This is a genomic window from Halorubrum amylolyticum, assembly GCF_004114995.1.
Taxonomy (GTDB): domain Archaea; phylum Halobacteriota; class Halobacteria; order Halobacteriales; family Haloferacaceae; genus Halorubrum; species Halorubrum amylolyticum.
In genome coordinates this window covers 21,787-35,600 of sequence record NZ_SDJP01000028.1, presented here as the reverse complement: position 1 = coordinate 35,600, position 13,814 = coordinate 21,787, and the positions used below count along the sequence as shown (strand labels likewise).

14 protein-coding genes, 1 tRNA gene and 2 pseudogenes are annotated in these 13,814 nt (G+C 63.9%); 6 read left to right on the top strand and 11 right to left on the bottom strand.

All coding sequences use genetic code 11. The features are described 5' to 3' along the window. Nucleotides 1-42: 42 nt before the first annotated feature. Entirely contained in the window at nt 43-750 is a 708-nt protein-coding gene (locus ESO89_RS15170; protein ID WP_164932813.1) for a nucleoside 2-deoxyribosyltransferase domain-containing protein, read from the bottom strand. Nucleotides 751-866: 116 nt separating this feature from the next. Between ESO89_RS15170 and ESO89_RS15165 the strand changes: the two genes are divergently transcribed. From ESO89_RS15165 to ESO89_RS15150, 4 genes are all read left to right on the top strand, one after another. Then, entirely contained in the window at nt 867-1,100 is a 234-nt protein-coding gene (locus ESO89_RS15165; protein WP_128906292.1) for a hypothetical protein, read from the top strand. 57 nt (nt 1,101-1,157) lie between these two features. Further along, a complete protein-coding gene (locus ESO89_RS15160) occupies nt 1,158-3,341 on the top strand; it encodes a transposase (RefSeq protein ID WP_128906291.1) in 2,184 nt (727 codons plus the stop codon). A gap of 454 nt (nt 3,342-3,795) precedes the next feature. Then, the gene (locus ESO89_RS15155; protein ID WP_128906290.1) at nt 3,796-5,022 is read left to right on the top strand and encodes a cystathionine gamma-synthase; all 1,227 of its coding nucleotides are present in this window, start codon (nt 3,796-3,798) and stop codon (nt 5,020-5,022) included. Between the two features lie 99 nt (nt 5,023-5,121). Next, nucleotides 5,122-6,069 (top strand): D-2-hydroxyacid dehydrogenase, encoded by a 948-nt coding sequence (locus ESO89_RS15150; RefSeq protein ID WP_128906289.1) that lies wholly within the window; start codon nt 5,122-5,124, stop codon nt 6,067-6,069. A gap of 280 nt (nt 6,070-6,349) precedes the next feature. Here ESO89_RS15150 and ESO89_RS15140 read toward each other — a convergent pair. Continuing rightward, nucleotides 6,350-6,742: pseudogene (locus ESO89_RS15140) on the bottom strand (type I restriction-modification system subunit M N-terminal domain-containing protein); the annotation flags it as partial. Between the two features lie 238 nt (nt 6,743-6,980). Further along, nucleotides 6,981-7,196, bottom strand: coding sequence for a hypothetical protein (locus ESO89_RS15135; protein ID WP_128906288.1), 216 nt, complete (start codon nt 7,194-7,196; stop codon nt 6,981-6,983). Nucleotides 7,197-7,398: 202 nt separating this feature from the next. Between ESO89_RS15135 and ESO89_RS15130 the strand changes: the two genes are divergently transcribed. Together ESO89_RS15130 and ESO89_RS15125 are read left to right on the top strand one after the other, a co-directional pair. After that, nucleotides 7,399-8,307 (top strand): ADP-ribosylglycohydrolase family protein, encoded by a 909-nt coding sequence (locus ESO89_RS15130; RefSeq protein WP_128906287.1) that lies wholly within the window; start codon nt 7,399-7,401, stop codon nt 8,305-8,307. A 290-nt stretch (nt 8,308-8,597) separates the two neighbouring features. Then, a pseudogene (locus ESO89_RS15125) lies at nt 8,598-9,053 on the top strand (RNA-guided endonuclease InsQ/TnpB family protein); the annotation flags it as partial. A 293-nt stretch (nt 9,054-9,346) separates the two neighbouring features. On the opposite strand, the gene ESO89_RS15120 reads toward ESO89_RS15125, so the two are convergent. From ESO89_RS15120 to ESO89_RS15085, 8 genes are all read right to left on the bottom strand, one after another. Continuing rightward, a tRNA-Val gene (locus tag ESO89_RS15120) sits at nt 9,347-9,421 on the bottom strand. A 101-nt stretch (nt 9,422-9,522) separates the two neighbouring features. Beyond that, nucleotides 9,523-9,801: a DUF7553 family protein gene (locus ESO89_RS15115; protein ID WP_128906286.1), complete on the bottom strand. Its 279-nt coding sequence runs from the start codon at nt 9,799-9,801 to the stop codon at nt 9,523-9,525. Between the two features lie 163 nt (nt 9,802-9,964). Then, complete coding sequence (locus ESO89_RS15110; protein ID WP_128906285.1) at nt 9,965-10,498, bottom strand: cob(I)yrinic acid a,c-diamide adenosyltransferase; 534 nt, start codon at nt 10,496-10,498, stop codon at nt 9,965-9,967. Continuing rightward, a complete protein-coding gene (locus ESO89_RS15105) occupies nt 10,495-10,734 on the bottom strand; it encodes a glutaredoxin family protein (protein ID WP_128906284.1) in 240 nt (79 codons plus the stop codon). Before ESO89_RS15105 ends, ESO89_RS15110 begins: the two co-directional genes overlap by 4 nt. Nucleotides 10,735-10,844: 110 nt before the next feature. Continuing rightward, the gene (locus ESO89_RS15100) at nt 10,845-11,243 is read right to left on the bottom strand and encodes an acyl-CoA thioesterase (protein ID WP_128906283.1); all 399 of its coding nucleotides are present in this window, start codon (nt 11,241-11,243) and stop codon (nt 10,845-10,847) included. A 5-nt stretch (nt 11,244-11,248) separates the two neighbouring features. Then, entirely contained in the window at nt 11,249-11,923 is a 675-nt protein-coding gene (gene phoU / locus ESO89_RS15095; RefSeq protein WP_128906282.1) for a phosphate signaling complex protein PhoU, read from the bottom strand. Nucleotides 11,924-12,069: 146 nt separating this feature from the next. After that, nucleotides 12,070-12,984 (bottom strand): DUF106 domain-containing protein, encoded by a 915-nt coding sequence (locus ESO89_RS15090; RefSeq protein WP_128906281.1) that lies wholly within the window; start codon nt 12,982-12,984, stop codon nt 12,070-12,072. A 137-nt stretch (nt 12,985-13,121) separates the two neighbouring features. After that, on the bottom strand, nt 13,122-13,745 hold the full coding sequence (locus ESO89_RS15085) for an adenylate kinase (protein ID WP_128906280.1): 624 nt from the start codon (nt 13,743-13,745) through the stop codon (nt 13,122-13,124). Nucleotides 13,746-13,814 lie beyond the last annotated feature (69 nt).

Here is a 13,814-nt window from a genome sequence, read left to right as displayed (position 1 = left end):
GCCGGTCATGCCGACTGGTCGTCAACCAGCAAATATCCCAACTCAGCGGTGCAGTGCCGTGGGAAGCCTCGCCGTTAACGGCGAGGAGGAGGTCACGCCGTCTGATGGCGAACCGTAAGGGACGAGATCGCGGTCAAAGAGCACGAGCGCCGGTTTTCCCTGACCAACCGCGTAGACAAGTTCGGTTAGAGTCCCCACCTGTTCTTCTTTATCGAAGTACGCGACAATTGCATCTGATTGATCCACGAGCTCCATGTCTTCTCCCGCGATGTCTTTTACGATACCGCAACCGTGGGATGTTGAGACTTCAGTCGGGCTATTAATCTGAATCGGGGTGGAGCCGGTGTACTTGTACGTTCCACGGTCGCCGTATTCAGCCACAGAGGCTCTCCAAGTGTCATGCTCCGCACTGTCGTTGTCCATCGACCCTGCCAGGTAGACACTCGGTGATCTTACCTTTGAGTCGTCACCCTCATTCGAGTCATCGCTTGACTGTGAACGCAAGTTCCGAATTTCCCCGATGCTCGGCTTCTTTCCCTCTCTAAGGTTGTGACACGGACGGCAGAGAGCAACATGGTTCTCTGGCCGGTTGTCCATCGGCTGCCCGTCCTTGTGATGAACCTCGAATGTATTCAGAAGCTCCTCCTCTTGTCGCCCACAATCAGGGCATTCGTACGTCTCTCGGTCGTGCTTCTCCCAAAACATCTCTCGCGCAAGCTTCCGGGACTTCCGCTTCCATTTCCGTTCCATATCTGCACCGTGTGGTGCAGTAAACTTATAGTTTGCCCCGCGTGGTGCAGTTAGTCGCATTCTGCACCGTGTGGGGAAGAATAAAGTTCCTTGCCCCACATGGGGCAAGTATAAGGATGGCCGACTCACAATCCAGTAGTGTGCCGCGGACGCCCGAGGAGCCGACGCCGCAGCAGGTTCTCGAAGAGATGAATCGCTGCGAGCCCTACATCGTCTCAGACCTCGTAGACGCCTTCCCTGACGCCTCCCGATGGACGGTTCAACGACGGCTTGACTCCCTCGTAGAAGACGGCGAACTCTCCAAAAAGAAACACACGGAGAACCGCGTCTCGTACTGGATTCCGAAGTAAGCCGCCCCTACCCCACGCGGAGCAGAGCTTATAAACCAAGAGAGACATGTCCCCGGTATGGACAAAGGCCCCGACCAAGACACCCGGGACGACCCCGATGGATTGGTCGAGGTCATCGCCGAAAACGATTCTGACGACCTCTACGCCCCGCCGGAGCAAGTTCCAGAGAAGACGGTTCGCCGTCCTGTTGACGAAGTCCCCGACAACTCTCCCGACGACCTTGATCTCGATTCTCTCGATGACGCAGTCGAAACAGTCCGCTCTCTACTTGCCGACCGCTACGACGATGTCAGCGACATCATCAGGCCACCGCTCATCGACGCTGTCCCCGGCGACGACCTGAAGCCCGGTTCCGCGTACGACTTCACGCCGATGGTGTGCGCGTGGATCTACCGGCTCATCGCGCCCTCGGACGGGTACTCGGTCGTCAGTTGGGAAGACCTCGCCGACCGCCTGGACGAGAACGACGAACTGGCCGCCAACCTCGGGTTCGACGGTGACACGCCGTCCGAGAAGACGCTTCGGACGCAGTGGCAGACTCGCATCCGTCCCGGCTTCCGTGACCACGTCCGGTACATGGCCGCCGAGTGCGCGGTGAAGGCCGAAGAGTATGAGCTGGAGACCGCCGAAGACATCCGCGACAACCTGATCGCTGAACATCGCCCTGACGAACCAGAGGTTGACCCCATCGGCGAGATGGAGCAGGGCATCAAGGAAGATGCCTACTCCATCCAGGCCGAAATCATCCGCGACGTCTGCTCGTACGACCGCGACGACTCCAGCGAGTGGGAGAGTCACCTGTTCACCGACGCTGCGGCCCACATGTGCCGCCGGAACGAGTACGCCGAGCAGGGCATCGAGCGGATGGGGAAGGACTACGGCCTGATCGAGGAGCACGAGGACGGTAGCGAAGAGTGGAACGTCTTCACGCAACAGACGTTCCGCCGGACGGTTCGGAACGTCGAACGCACGAAGATCGACGGCTACTACGACGATGACGACGACGCCTACGGCGCGCGGTGGCTACCGCCGCACGACCTCGTAGACCCGGCCATCGTGACCGGCGATCTCCGTGATGCGCTCGAAGAGTCGTGGACTATCGACCCGCACAACCCCGACGGCGAAACGGCGACGTGGCACCTCCGCACTGAGGAAGCAATCGAGCGTCAGATAGAGTGGCTGCGGGATGAAGAACAAGGCGTCATCGACGAAGACGACACGTTCAATCTCCGGATCGACTACACCACGCACAACTACAGCAAGCACTCTTCGACCGACAGCGACGCGCCGGTCGGCGTCCACAAGCAGACGCACCTCGAAACCGGCTACGCCTGGAAGGAACTCCAGGGCACCATCAAGATCAACGGGCGGGCGTTCATCATCGCGTCGCTGTCCTACACGCCACAGAACGACCAATTCCAGGGTGTCCGCTACATCCTTGACCGCGCTCGGGAGCTCGTGAACATCGACACGGTGATGGCCGACGCCGAGTTTGTGGACACGAAGATATGCCGGTACATCCGCCAGTGCGGCTGTGATTACGCGATCCGGAAGGGCGCGACCGATACCGTGAAGGACACGGTCGAAGGCTTCGAAGGACGCGCCGATTGGGACAGCAACTGGACGCTGATGAGCAGCGGGCGTCGGAAGACCCACAACACGACGCTTGTGGGGCTGGAGAAGGACTTCAAGAGCGTCCCCGACCACAAGAAGAAGGACGACGAAGAGGACGAACCGGACACCACGCTCGATGACTTCGGCGACGACGAAGACGACGGCCTCGATGACCAGCAGCTTACGCTGAAGCAGATCGCCGAAGAGTCCCACCAGGACGAAGAGGAGATCGACTACTTCTGCATCATCACAAGCAAGAGCGTTGACCGCGCCGGGATCGACCCGGACGAGAACCCCATCGGCCACGATCCGGAAGGCTCGGCGTGGGGAATCGGTCGGCTCTACCGTGACAGGTGGGGCGTAGAGACGGCGTTCCGAGACAAGAAGGGAACGTTCGCCGCCAAGACGCGGTCGCGTGACCCCGGCTACCGCCGGTTCCTCTGGATGATGGAGAACCTGCTGTACAATGGGTGGGTGATGCTCAACACCGCCGTCGCCGACCAGAGCCCCGACCGCGACGATGACGAGATCGTCGTGAAACAGGCGACGTACCTGGACGAACTTGACCGCCGCGTCCTCAGTGGCCTGAGTCTGGACTTGGAGTTCCCGGACGTGGAGTTCGGCTGACGCCTGAACGCCTTCTCGTGGTAGCAAAACGGTGAGCCGCAGCACTCGTCAGTAGCCGCTGGTTTTCTCGCCCCGTCGCTGATTTCACTCCTACGTATCACGTAACGCTCAGTTCTTAGAAGAGAGTCCGCCGCCAGTCGCGTCTTCCTCGATAATCTGCACCGAGTGGGTCAGTATCGGTTCCGGTTTTGCCCCGTGCTTTCAACTACTGGTAGATCAGCGACCCCGTCCCCGATTCGTCTATCCCATCTCCGATTCGTCTATCCCATCTCCGATTCGTCCATCTCATCTCCGATTCGTTCATCTCGTCCCCGATTCGTTCATCTCGTCCCCGATTCGTCTATCCCGTCCCCGATTCGTCCATCTCATCTCCGATTCGTCCATCCCGTCCCCGGTCGCCCCCCGATCATCTCGGAAGGGAAAGAATCACTCCCCTCGGCGACGACCGTCCGGTATGAGCGACCGATCCGACGCCCGCGAGACCGGCACCGACGACGGCGACACCGACGACGGCGACGGCAGCGCCGACGACCGCCGCTTCGAGACCCGGGCGATCCACGCCGGGCAGGAGCCCGATCCGGAGACGGGCGCGCTGATGACGCCGATCCACGCGAACTCCACGTATAAGCAGGACGCGCCGGGCGAGCACCGCGGCTACGAGTACAGCCGAACGGGGAATCCGACCCGGACCGACCTCGAGGCCAACCTCGCCTCGCTGGAGTCGGGGAGCCACGCGCGCTGTTTCGCCTCCGGAATGGCCGCGATAAACACCGTCCTCAACCTGCTGGAAGCGGGCGACCACGTCGTCGCCGGCGACGACGTGTACGGCGGGACTCACCGCATCCTCACGCAGGTGTACGACGAGTACGACCTCGACACCACCTTCGTCGACACGACCGACCACGACGCGGTCCGGGACGCGGTGCGCGAGGAGACGGAACTGGTGTGGGTCGAGACGCCGACGAACCCCCTATTGAACGTCAACGACATCGGCGCGCTCGCCGACATCGCTCACGCCAACGACGCGCTTTGCGCGGTCGACAACACGTTCGCGACCCCCTACCTCCAGCGCCCGCTCGAACACGGCGCCGACATCGTCTCCCAGTCGCTGACGAAGTACCTCGGCGGGCACTCCGATACCATCGGCGGCGCCTTGATCGTCGACGACGCGGAGCTCGACGAACGGCTCGGCTTCTACCAGAACTCGGTCGGCGCGACGCCCGGCCCCTTCGACTCCTTCCTCGTGTTACGTGGAGCCAAGACGCTCCCCGTTCGGATGGACCGCCACTGCGAGAACGCGATGGAACTCGCGGAGTGGCTAGAGGACCACGACGACGTGAGCCGGGTCTACTACCCCGGGCTGGAGAGCCATCCGGACCACGATCTCGCGGCCGAGCAGATGGACGCGTTCGGCGGGATGCTCTCCTTCGAGTTCGACGGCGCCCTCGATCAGGCGTCGACGGTCGTCAGCGAGACCGAGGTGTTCACCCTCGCGGAGTCGCTCGGGGGCGTCGAGAGCCTGATCGAGCAGCCCGCGGCGATGACCCACGCCGCGATTCCCCGCGAGGAGCGGCTCGCGGCCGGGCTCACCGACGGCCTCGTCCGGGTCTCGGTGGGGATCGAGCACGTCGACGACATGAAGACCGACCTCCAGCGGGCGTTCGACGCGGCGCTGGAGTAGGCGGTCCGGCGGTAGGCGGAGCCACCCGCCCGACGGGTGAATCCGGCACCGGTCGCCGGACGACCATCCTTTTTACCCGTTGCGCCGAGTCTCCCCGCCATGAGCGACCCAGACATCGTCGTGTTGCGACAGACGATCCACGGATCGGACGGCGCGGATCTGGCCGCGGCGATCCGCGAACGCCTCCCCGACCGATCGGTCGCGCTGGCGCGGACGCCGGCGGAGGAGCGCGAGCTGCTCGAAACCGCGCGGATCGCGGTCGGACTCGACATCGACGAGGAGCTGCCGGCCGCCGCCGAGAACCTGGAACTCTTCGCCTGCGTGTTCGCCGGCACCGGTCACCTCCCCCGCGACGCGCTCGCGGACCACGGCGTCGCCCTGACGAACGCTTCGGGAGTCCACGGGCCGAACATCGCCGAGCACGTCCTCGGGTCGATGATCACGCACGCCCGCCAGTGGGCGCGCGCGCACCGCCAGCAGGAGCGCCGGGAGTGGCGGAGCTACGAGACGACCGAGGTGTACGGCTCGACCGTCGCCGTCGTCGGACTCGGCGCGATCGGAGCGACCGTCGTCGACCGGCTGGAGCCCTTCGACGTCGACACGATCGGAGTCCGGTACTCGCCCGAGAAGGGCGGCCCCACCGACGAGGTGTACGGGTTCGACGCGTTCCACGACGCCATCGCCGACGCGGAGTTCGTGGTGCTCGCGTGCCCCCTCACGGAGACGACCCGCGGGCTCGTCGACGCCGAGGCGCTCCGGACGATGCGGGCCGACGCGGTCCTCGTCAACATCGCACGCGGACCCGTCGTCGACACCGGCGCGCTCGTCTCGGCGCTCCGAAACAGCCGCATCCGCGGGGCCGCGCTCGACGTGACCGACCCCGAGCCGCTCCCCGAGGACCACCCGCTGTGGGGGCTCGGCAACGTCACGATCACGCCGCACAACGCCGGCCACACTCCGCACTACTACGAGCGCGTCGCCGACATCCTCGCGGCGAACGCCGACCGGCTCGACGCCGGCGAGGACCTCGAAAACCGGGTCGTGTGAGCCCTGCGGCGGGACGGAGTCGAACCGCGGGGTCACCGTCGTCATGGGACTTTGCCCAGCGGGATCAAATCGAACCGACGGCGACACGACAGTAACCTCTCTCCTCCACCTTATCGCGGCTTTCGAACGCTATCTGGCCTCGATCAGAAATCCTGCTCGGAAAAAATCAGCTGAGCGCTGTGTTCTTCGGGCTACTGGGCGTGGGCTTCGTATTCGAGATCACACTCGACGACGAGCGACCAGAACACGTCGTCGTGATTCGCTTCTCGAAGGTGTGCGAGTTCGTGAAGGCGGGATTCGAGAGTGAGTCCTCACGTTGAATCTCTCCATCGAGGCCGTGGATAGAGAGGTTCATCTTCGCGATCGCGGCGATGTCCGGGTTCACCTCCTGTCCAGTGAAGGTCATCTTCGTCGGATCGCCGCCCTGCTCCTCTGCGAAGTGCCGGACGAGGTCCATGTACGCCTCCCCGAGCATATCCGGCGGGACGCTGTCCCGATCGAGGTCGTACTTCGAGAGGTGTTCGACCAGCCGACCGAGCCGGTCGTCGTCGAGGGCGTCGACGTACTGCTTCTCGAACTCGTCGGAGATCGACTTGTGGTAGACGAGCGGGAGGATGAACCCCTTGTAGTCGGTGGGGTCGACAGCCTCACGGATTATATCGGCGCATGTCAAGCGACCGTCCGAACTTCGCGGCGCGCTCGCGTCCGAAGACGAAGAAGCGAAGAAGCCAGCCACAGAGTCGATTCGAGACGAGCGAGATTGAGACAAACAGAAGACCGACGAGAGGTGTAGACTGTCGGAACAGGATGGATGACGGCCGTCTTCGATGACGAGACGGGAGCAGGCAAGGATGAATGCTGCGGATACAACCGTGATCAGACCGCTCTGTCGCTAAGGACCAAGCTGAATGTCACCGCTCTCTGAATTCGACCGTGTAGCCGTTATTGCGAAGTGCTTCAACAAGCTCATCCCCACGCTCGATTGTGAATTCGTGGAACGAGTTGGTAGGACTCTCTGCCGAATACAGCTCTGAATCAATATTCTCCGGGATCTCGTTCTGATGGGTATCTTCTTGGACAACAACCGGCTGACTGGGAACGTGGTTGGAACTGCTATCCTCTGTCATTTGAACACCTCCTGTTACGACCATTCGGCTATTTGAATTCCGATTCCGGTTTCTGTTGAGATGGCTATTGGCGCGAACGCATACGCCGAAATGGTACAGATGTAGTAGGAGTCTACCAGAGCCTTCGACTGCGAGACAGGAAGACAACCGAAGCGGTACCCATCACCCGACACTTTTCGTCGAGACTTGTGTTGTGTGACGTATGGATATGGATCGAGCCCGTGGTGTCCTCTGTGGGATCGCCTGTGGAGATGCACTTGGCCGGCCGGTAGAGTTTCTGTCCGCGTCCAAGATTCGCGCTGAACACGGACGACTCGACGAGATGATCGGACACGGAACGTGGAACCAGCCTGCTGGGACGATCACGGACGACACCGAGCAGGCGCTGTGTATCGCGCGGAGTCTCGTCGAGCAACACGAGTTCGATCCGGTGGACATTGCCGAGCGGTTCGTCGAGTGGTACGACAGTGACCCGTTCGACATCGGGCGGATGACGATGAAGTCGTTGAGTCGACTCAGACACGGCGACGAATGGGATGAGGCAGGCCAGCACGTGTGGGAGAGCAGTCCTGAGGGCCAGAACGCGGGCAACGGGAGTGTGATGCGGTGCGCACCGCTCGCCGTTCCGTACGCGACGGACTGGGATCGACTTGTGGAGGTGAGTCGGCAGTCCTCGCAGATCACGCACGCCGACCCGCGGTGTACGTACGGCTGCGCGGTGCTGAACCTCACAGTGGCGGGCCTCCTTGACGACGCAGACACGCCGTTACAGGACGCACTCGATGACATCGGTTCGGACGCGCCTAGCGAGCTCGTGACGGCGCTTCAGCCGATCGCTTGGGGTGACTCCCCCGACACGTTGGAGACATCGGGATACGTCGTCCACTCGCTACAGACGGCACTCCACGATGGACTAGTCGCGGAGAGCGCTGAGGAGGCGATCGTGACTGCGGTCAATCGCGGCGGTGATACCGATACGATCGGGGCGATTGCAGGTGCGGTCGCTGGTGCGCGGTTCGGGGCGTCACAGCTTCCGGAGCGATGGGTGAGTGCCATCGATGAGGTGGGAGAACTCGAATCGCTGGCAAGTCAGATCACGACCCTGTCGTGAACTACCCGACTCGCTCACCGCTGACGCCGGTCGCTCCTTGAGGGGAGGGCTTCCTGCTTCTAGGGCTTTACAAAGACGAGTGTATCCACAGGGACCACAGTCTCTAGAGGTTTTGATTCGGAGTGTTCCATTTCTCCCGAATTCGTACTACAGTGAAGTACGGCTCATTGACCTCCTCCCGCGCCTTCAGGCGCGGGAATCTCACCACGGGATTTCAGGCCGATCGTCTGCTCGACCCGACGGTTTCAAGACGCATACGTTCCACGCGTCCCTTGCTGGGTCTCAGCATCGGCGTGGCTGAACTACCGGGCAACTCGCGGAACCGAGCAGGAGCGGCGTGGGGAACGTTCCTTCGGATGCTCGAATACAAGTACGAACGGGAGGGGACGCACTTCGTCGCCGTGAATCCGAGAGGGACGACGAAAGAGTGCGCGGCGTGCGGGGGTTCGACGGAGTAGCCGCTGTGGGTACGCGAACACTCCTGCCCGGCGTGTGGTTTCGAGGCGGATAGAGATGCGAACGCTGCGTGGAACATTCTTTCTCGCGGTATCAAGAAGGGGTTAGGAGCGGGACGCTCCGAATCAACGTCACCAGAAATCGAAGATTTCTGGTTGGCGAACGAATCGCTATGCGATTCGTCAACGCCTGTGGAGACTGCGCTCCCTGTGGATACCTCGGTATCTGCAAAGCGCGTCGTGGAAACAGGAAGCCCCACCCTCAAGCGCGAGCCGTCAGGCGAGCGGTAGGGTGGGGTGGTTGACTAACGGAACCGCCAGACGGAGTGAATCCGCGTACACTGAGCGCATGAATCGAAAAGTCGATACGATCTCAAGATCCCCGCCGATATTGGCTATTCTGACGCTAGGGGACTTAAGCTGCCAGAATACGCTCGAATACAATCCGTACGTACCGCGTATGGGTTGGGGCGGATTCGAACCGCGAGGACTTCGCTCCGCTCGTCCTCTGGGCCCGAATCCGCCAACCCACTTCTGATTCCACGGACTCCTCGCTGTCGCTCGTCGTTGCGAGGAATCAGAAGTGGGTTAGGGCGGATTCGAACCGCCGACCTGCTCCGTGTGAAGGAGCCGTCATAACCTGGCTAGACCACCAACCCGTTCGTCTCGTCGTATCCGACCTCGGGACTTAAGGGTTACTTTACGACGAGGTGCGGGCGGCGGGGCAGTCGCGCCGATCGGCTCTGCTGGTCGGATCTCGCTACTTCGATGTGGCGGCGTCGCGGCCGCGGTACTCGGTGACGCGCTCGCGCGCCGAGGCCACGGCCTCGCGGGCCTCGCCCTCCGCGCGCTCCTCCAGTTCTTTCAGGTCGGCCTGCAGCCGGTCGAGCCGCGACGGCTCCGGCTCCTCGTCGTCGTCGATGCCGACGAGCTCTTTCACCCGCCCCTCGACCGGCTCCAGCTCCTCTTTCACGCCCGCTTTCGCGTGTTCCGCCGCGCGACCGAGGTAGTACCGTGCGTCTTCGAAGTGTTTGCTCATATCTGTCCTTTGGTATGCGACGGATATATTCTTTGTGGCGGATCGGCGAGGTCAGATTGGCGCCGGCGCGTCGTCGGATCGGGATCGGCGCTTGCGGCTCGCGTGTGGCAGTGCCGGGAGAGAACCGGGAGAGAACCGAGAGAGAACCGAGAGAGAACCGAAGTCAGTACGAAGGCGACTCCTCTGGCTCGCCGTCGCGCGCGTTCGCGACGCGACCGAGCGTGAACAGCAGGTCGGAGAGCCGGTTGAGGTAGGTGACGGCCGTCTCGTTGATCGGCTCCGACCGCGCCAGTTCGACGACCCGGCGCTCCGCCCGACGGGTCACCGTGCGGGCGTGGTGGAGCCGGGCGCCCGCCTCGCCGCCGCCGGGGAGGACGAACGAGCGCAGCGGCTCCAGTTCATCGTCGAGCGCGTCGATCTGCGCTTCGAGCGTCTCGACGTGTTCTGGCTCGACCGCGGGGTCGTCGGGGTCGGGGTCCGGGTTGGCCAGATCCGCCTGCACGACGTGGAGGTGGTTCTGGACCGTCTCCAACAGGTCGTCGAGGTCGTCGTGCTCGGTCGGACGCACCGTCCCGATCAGCGCGTTCGCCTCGTCGACGGTCCCGTACGCCTCGATCCGGGGGCTCGCCTTCGACACCCGGCTCATGTCCCGGAGGTCGGTGTCGCCCTCGTCGCCGCGTCCGGTGTAGATGGTCATGCGAGGCTCCGCTCGACGTACTCCACGATGTTCGCGCTCTCCGACATCGTCACGCCGCGCTCCTCGTCGATCAGGACGGGGACGCCGCGCTGGCCGCTGACCCGCTTCACCTCGTCGCGGTCGGAGTGGAGCGCGTCGACCCACTCTGTCTCGTACGCGACGCCGGCCTCGTCGAGCGCGTCGGACACCGCCTCGCAGTGGGGACACCCGTCGAGGGCGTACAGTCGAACGGACATACGCGACCGATCGGCGCGCGGCGGCAAGAAGGTAGGGTGTCGCCGGCGGGTGGGGGTGCGAACGGTGGGCGTCGGGCAGCGACGGCGAGCAGGCGGACGGATCTCCCCCGTCAGATCCCGTGGTACGACTCGATCGTCGACCGGTATTCGTCCGGGACGGGAGCGGGCTCGCCGGAGTCCGGATCGAGGCTCACCAGCGTCGCCTCCGCCTCGGCGACGACCTCGCCGCCGACACGAACGTCGTGGGTCATCGTCACGCTGGAGGTGCCGAGTTCGGCGATGTCGATCGCGACGGTGACGACCCCGTCCGTCAGTTCGACCGGACGCCGGAAGTCGATCGACAGCGACGCCAACACCGTCGCCAGCGCGGAGAGGTCGGCGTCGAGCACGTCTCGGAAGTACTCGGTCCGCGCCTGTTCGAGGTACGTCGCGTAGACGGCGTTGTTGACGTGACCCATCGCGTCGATGTCGCGAAACCGAACGTCGATCTCGGTGGTGTATGTTCCCACGGCGGTCAGTACAGCAGCGCGTCGTCGTTCTCGATCATGTACAGCGAGCGCGCCGCGATGTTGACCGCGTGGTCGCCGACGCGTTCGAGATCGCGGATCGTGAGCAGGAGCCGCGAGACGTTCTGCATCGTCCCCTCCACGTCCGCCTCCTCGCGGAGCTCGTCGCGCTCGATCAGGTCGCGCACGACGAGGTCGCTGGCGGCCTCGCAGGCGGCGTCGACGCCGTCGTCGGCCTCGGCGACCGCGAAACAGCTCTCGGGGTCCGACCCGGCGTAGGCGGCCATCGCGTCGTCGAGCATCGCCAGCGTATCGTCGCCGATGCGCTGGACGTCGACGTCGGGGAACACCTCGCGGTCGGCCTGCTTGGCGTACTCGCCGAGGTTCGTCGCGAGGTCGGCGATCCGTTCGAGGTCGGTGATGATCTTGAACGAGGCCGCGATGAAGCGCAGATCGCCCGCGACCGGCTGCTGGAGCGCGATGAGGTCCGTACACTTCCCCTCCAGTTCGAGGTACAGATCGTTTATCTCGGCGTCGCCGGTGATGACCTTCTCGCCCAGTTCGCCGTCCTGCCGCTCCAGGGCGTCGAGGCCCATCCGGAGCCGATCGGCGACGAGCTCGCTCATGTAGAGCACGTCGTCCCGAAGCCCCTCAAGTTTCGTCTGGTACTGTTCGCGTGGCATCGTGTTGGCGTATCACCCTCTCCGAACGTACAAAAACACGTCGCCGACCGACGGGTTCCGATCGAACGTCCGCCCGCCGCGGGCGCTTCCGTGACCGGCGCTTCCGTGACCGGCGCTTCCGCGACTCGCCGCGGTCGGCGCCGCGATCAGGACGACGACGGCGACATCTCGATGTTGAGGCTCTTCTGGACGAGCTGGGTGAACGCCATCGAACACAGGAAGTACCAGACGATCCACATCTGCATCGGGCCGACGATGCCCGTGTCCCACGTGACGGTGCCCGCGAGCGGGACCACCAGCTCTTGGGCGGCGACATCGGGATACGCGGCGGTAGAGCCACGGTAGCCGATCACCCAGAACATCCACAGGAACGCCGGGATCGTGAGGAACATGATCCACACCATCGGGCGGAACTGCTCTTTGAACATCCCGAGCTGGTCGCCCATCGCGTCCATCTGCTCGTCCTGAATGGCGTCGAGCGCCTCCTGATCGTCGCGCTCCTTGGCCTCTTTACGGCGGTCCTGAATGTCTTTCATCCGGTCCTGGTACGCGCTCATCTTCTCCATGTCCATGAGCCCCGCGCGCAGCAGGGTCGAGTACAGCCCCGTCGCGAGCGCGATCACCATGACCACGACGTAGAAGGGGACGACGTTGAGAAGCGGTCCCAACACGATATCGAAGGCGCCGGCGATCGCGTTGCGGACCGGGTTGACGGCGTAGCCGACGAACGCGCCCAGCGTGGCGATCCCGGCGATCTTATCCCACTTGGACCACGTGCTCGTCTCCGGGGTGTCGACATCGCCGCCGCCTGCGAGACCGCCGTCGTCGTCCTCCAGCCCCGCCTCGATAGCGTCGCGGTCCGCCAGCGCGAACCCGGTGTCGCCGTCGACGAGGATCTCCTTCTCGATGAGCCGGCCCCACTGGCCGCTCGTGATCTCGTCGCGGACGTCGATCCACTGGACCTCGCCGTTCGTGGCGCTATCGAGGACGACCTCGACGGCGTCTCGCATCTCGCCGTCCTCGCTGACCAGCGAGCGGACCCTCCGTTCGACCTTGCTCATTACCGCTCGGTTGTCGGTCGACAGTTAAGAACCTTGCAGGATCGCCGGCGACCGGGTGGTCGCCGCGATCCCGGCGGGCGACCGGGCCGTTTCCGCGAGGCCGGTCGACGCCCCGATCCGCCGCGTCGGTCCGACCGTTACTCGTCGAGAACGTCGCCGATGCGCTCGAAGACCTCGTCGGGCGCCGCCTCGCCGTCGACCTCGACGAGGTCGCCCTCGTCGCGGAAGTGCTCGATGACGGGCTCGGTGTTCTCGTAGAACACGTCGAGGCGCTCGCGCGCGGTCTCCTCGGTGTCGTCGTCGCGCTGGATCAGTTCGCCGCCGCACTCGTCGCAGACGCCCTCCTCCTCGGGCGGCTGGAAGTCGACGTGGAAGTTCGCGCCGCAGTCGTCACAGACGCGGCGGCCGGTGAGCCGGTCGACGAGCACCTCCTCGTCGACGTCGAGGTAGATCACGGCGTCGAGATCCGTGATCTCCGAGAGGTACTCCGCCTGATCGAGGTTGCGCGGGTAGCCGTCGAGCACGAACCCGTCGGCATCCGCCAGCGCGGCCTCGACGATCTCGTTGACGACCGGGTCGGGGACCAGCTCCCCCGCCTCCATGAACGATCGGGGCGTGCCGTACTCGGTCTCCATGTCCTTGTTCGCGCGGAGCGCGTCGCCCGTGGTGACGTGCTCGACGCCGTACTCCTCGGCGAGCTTCGTGCTCTGCGTGCCCTTTCCGGCGCCCGGCGCCCCCAGCAGAAGTATCCGGTAACTCATACCGGAGCGCTCGCCGGCCGCACGTAAAGGCTTGAAGATCCCGGCCAACGCTACGCCCCTCGGGCGACG

What these genes read in the sequence shown, in the direction of transcription:
- ESO89_RS15170 (WP_164932813.1), bottom strand. Translation starts at nt 750, where the DNA reads ATGGAACGGAAATGGAAGCGGAAGTCCCGGAAGCTTGCGCGAGAGATG.
- ESO89_RS15165 (WP_128906292.1), top strand. Translation starts at nt 867, where the DNA reads ATGGCCGACTCACAATCCAGTAGTGTGCCGCGGACGCCCGAGGAGCCG.
- ESO89_RS15160 (WP_128906291.1), top strand. Translation starts at nt 1,158, where the DNA reads ATGGACAAAGGCCCCGACCAAGACACCCGGGACGACCCCGATGGATTG.
- ESO89_RS15155 (WP_128906290.1), top strand. Translation starts at nt 3,796, where the DNA reads ATGAGCGACCGATCCGACGCCCGCGAGACCGGCACCGACGACGGCGAC.
- ESO89_RS15150 (WP_128906289.1), top strand. Translation starts at nt 5,122, where the DNA reads ATGAGCGACCCAGACATCGTCGTGTTGCGACAGACGATCCACGGATCG.
- ESO89_RS15135 (WP_128906288.1), bottom strand. Translation starts at nt 7,196, where the DNA reads ATGACAGAGGATAGCAGTTCCAACCACGTTCCCAGTCAGCCGGTTGTT.
- ESO89_RS15130 (WP_128906287.1), top strand. Translation starts at nt 7,399, where the DNA reads ATGGATATGGATCGAGCCCGTGGTGTCCTCTGTGGGATCGCCTGTGGA.
- ESO89_RS15115 (WP_128906286.1), bottom strand. Translation starts at nt 9,801, where the DNA reads ATGAGCAAACACTTCGAAGACGCACGGTACTACCTCGGTCGCGCGGCG.
- ESO89_RS15110 (WP_128906285.1), bottom strand. Translation starts at nt 10,498, where the DNA reads ATGACCATCTACACCGGACGCGGCGACGAGGGCGACACCGACCTCCGG.
- ESO89_RS15105 (WP_128906284.1), bottom strand. Translation starts at nt 10,734, where the DNA reads ATGTCCGTTCGACTGTACGCCCTCGACGGGTGTCCCCACTGCGAGGCG.
- phoU (WP_128906282.1), bottom strand. Translation starts at nt 11,923, where the DNA reads ATGCCACGCGAACAGTACCAGACGAAACTTGAGGGGCTTCGGGACGAC.
- ESO89_RS15090 (WP_128906281.1), bottom strand. Translation starts at nt 12,984, where the DNA reads ATGAGCAAGGTCGAACGGAGGGTCCGCTCGCTGGTCAGCGAGGACGGC.
- ESO89_RS15085 (WP_128906280.1), bottom strand. Translation starts at nt 13,745, where the DNA reads ATGAGTTACCGGATACTTCTGCTGGGGGCGCCGGGCGCCGGAAAGGGC.